The 2236-nt window shown below is 34.7% G+C and carries 2 protein-coding genes; one reads left to right on the top strand and one right to left on the bottom strand.

Annotated elements, in window-relative coordinates:
• Positions 1 to 106: 106 nt before the first annotated feature.
• Positions 107 to 1348: a site-specific integrase gene (locus RM553_RS19320; RefSeq protein WP_311536606.1), complete on the bottom strand. Its 1242-nt coding sequence runs from the start codon at positions 1346 to 1348 to the stop codon at positions 107 to 109.
• A 708-nt stretch (positions 1349 to 2056) separates the two neighbouring features.
• Between RM553_RS19320 and RM553_RS19315 the strand changes: the two genes are divergently transcribed.
• The coding region (locus RM553_RS19315) for a transposase (RefSeq protein WP_432271480.1) at positions 2057 to 2236 on the top strand (180 nt) is incomplete at its 3' end.

Below are 2236 nucleotides of genomic sequence, written 5' to 3'. Positions count from 1 at the left end.
ATAAACCTGTTTTATATCATTTTATAAGGTACCTAAAAGAATTAAAATTAAGGGAACTATTGAATTGAAAGGGATACAGGTAGCCACGATCAAGTATTGAATCAATTTAATTGGCGTTGTCCTTTCGTTTTTCTCCAATTATTTCATCCAATTTATTGATGTCTGAACTCAACTTATTTTCCAGCACCCTCGCATAGATTTGCGTGGTAGACAGTTTCGTATGCCCTAGTAGTTTTGAAACAGTTTCAATAGGTACACCATTGGAAAGAGTCACTACAGTAGCAAAAGTATGCCTGGCGGAGTGAAACGTAATTTTCTTTTTGATGCCGATAGCATCCATAACGTCTTTCAAATATTTATTGGTCTTCTGGTTAGATATAACCGGAAAAACTTCATTTGATCCTTTTTCCGGATGTTCCTTATATTTTTTAATGATTTCTTTGGCAGGGTTCAGTAACGGAACCTTTACAGATTGCTGGGTTTTTTCCCGTTTAGTATAAATCCAGTCCTTGCCATCCATGCCTTTTACAAGGTTATCTGTGGTTAGTTCTTTAAGCTCTGTATAAGTTAAGCCGGAATAGCAGGAGAATACAAACATATCCTTTATACGTTCAAGAGAAGTACTGGTAAAGACCGTATCTTCCAATATATGTAGTTCTCTTTCGGTTAAAAATTGCCGATCATTCTTCTCAAACTTAAAACTATAGCTCTTAAAGGGGTTTTTCTCTAGCCATTCTAATTTTATGGCCAGGTTCAGTAATTTCTTTAGCCGTTCCAGGTGCTTCATAGTGCCGTTTGTTCCACAAGTTTTTCTAGCTTTCTTAGGGCTGTAGCTTCTAAGGAACATCTCAAACTCTGTGATGAACTGGTAATTGATATGCTTCAGGTAAACATTATCGGTTTTCTTTTTCTTCTTTAAAAACTCTTCCAGATATCTTGCTGTGGTGTGGTAGTTTTTTAGCGTACCCCATTTGAGAACATCTTTCATCTTTTCATTATGATAGGCTACGATATCCTTAATAGTCTTATGATCTTCATCCAGGCCCGAATAAGAAGCCTTAATCTTTGCAGCAGTAATAAGGTTATCTTTATCCAGAAGCTTCTTGTGAGTATCCAGTAATTGGGAATACACCTGGTCTACGTAGCTGTTTAGTTTTTTAATTCTGGGGGTAGTTCCTTTAAGTCTTCCTTTGGAATTATCCCATTCATTCACTGAAGTCTTTCTTTTGAGACTCATTTCAGAACATTTTCCATTTACGGTAATACGGGCGTAGATGGATAGTTCATTTGAATTTTTGTTCAGTTTTCTTGTAAAGAAAAGTACGGAGAATGTAGTAAAATCAGGCATTTTAAGCGTCTTTAAATGATACAATAGTTTGTAAAGACGAAAGTCAAATCAACCGTAATGTTCTTCTAAGGTAGTGAATTCATGGAAAGAAAGTATTCACCGAATCATTCACTGAAATGGATGAATTCATATGATATCAATTGATATCAGTAAAAACAAAAAACACTGAAAATCAAGTGATTAACAGTGTTTTAGTCCTTTTTTCGATAAGGTTCGTCGGGGTGGCAGAACGCCCACCTTTCACTGTATGCCTTATTAACAGTAATGTTTTAAATTTTTAGGTTCAAAAGGTCACCGAATCGGACTCAAAACTTCCATTTTATTGATTTGAATTAATTCAAATCACGCTTTATAAATATACCAATTTTTTGATGCGATATGGTAACAAATTATGAGTCATTTTTAGCGGCTGGCTGAAGTAATAAATTTGTTTTTACTGTCTATTAATTTTATTAAAAATTTCTGGCATTGTTTGAGTGTCAATCGTCTCCATATTTATAAGTTAGTCTAACCTTTAATTCATATAAAAATCGGTTTAACACAGTGCAGCCATCTGCCGTGACTCTATTAAACCAGCTCATCAACACAGGCCTGCTTTTTCTATGAAGCTGTCTCATTAATTTGAGGCAGCTTTTTTCATTTTATTAGTTCTTAACCATTGATTATCTGGAGGTTTTTTATTATTTTTAAATACTGATAATCAGATAAATGAGCCATAAATTTAAGGTCTATAATCAACAGCAAAACTGGCTTTTTCCTCCTTCCATTGAAGAATTAATTCCACAAGACCATCCGGTGAGGATCGTCAATGGAGTGATTGAACAATTGGATCTTAAGCCACTAATCAATGCCTATAGTAAAGACGGACAACCCAGTTATCATCCAAAG

The organism is Autumnicola tepida, assembly GCF_031846485.1.
GTDB classification, from domain to species: Bacteria; Bacteroidota; Bacteroidia; order Flavobacteriales; family Flavobacteriaceae; genus Autumnicola; species Autumnicola tepida.
Note: the sequence above shows the minus strand (reverse complement) of the source record. Positions and strands in the feature narration are given on the sequence as shown.

Excerpts from the sequence above, each read along its gene's own strand:
- RM553_RS19320 (WP_311536606.1), bottom strand. The coding sequence starts at position 1,348 with ATGCCTGATTTTACTACATTCTCCGTACTTTTCTTTACAAGAAAACTG.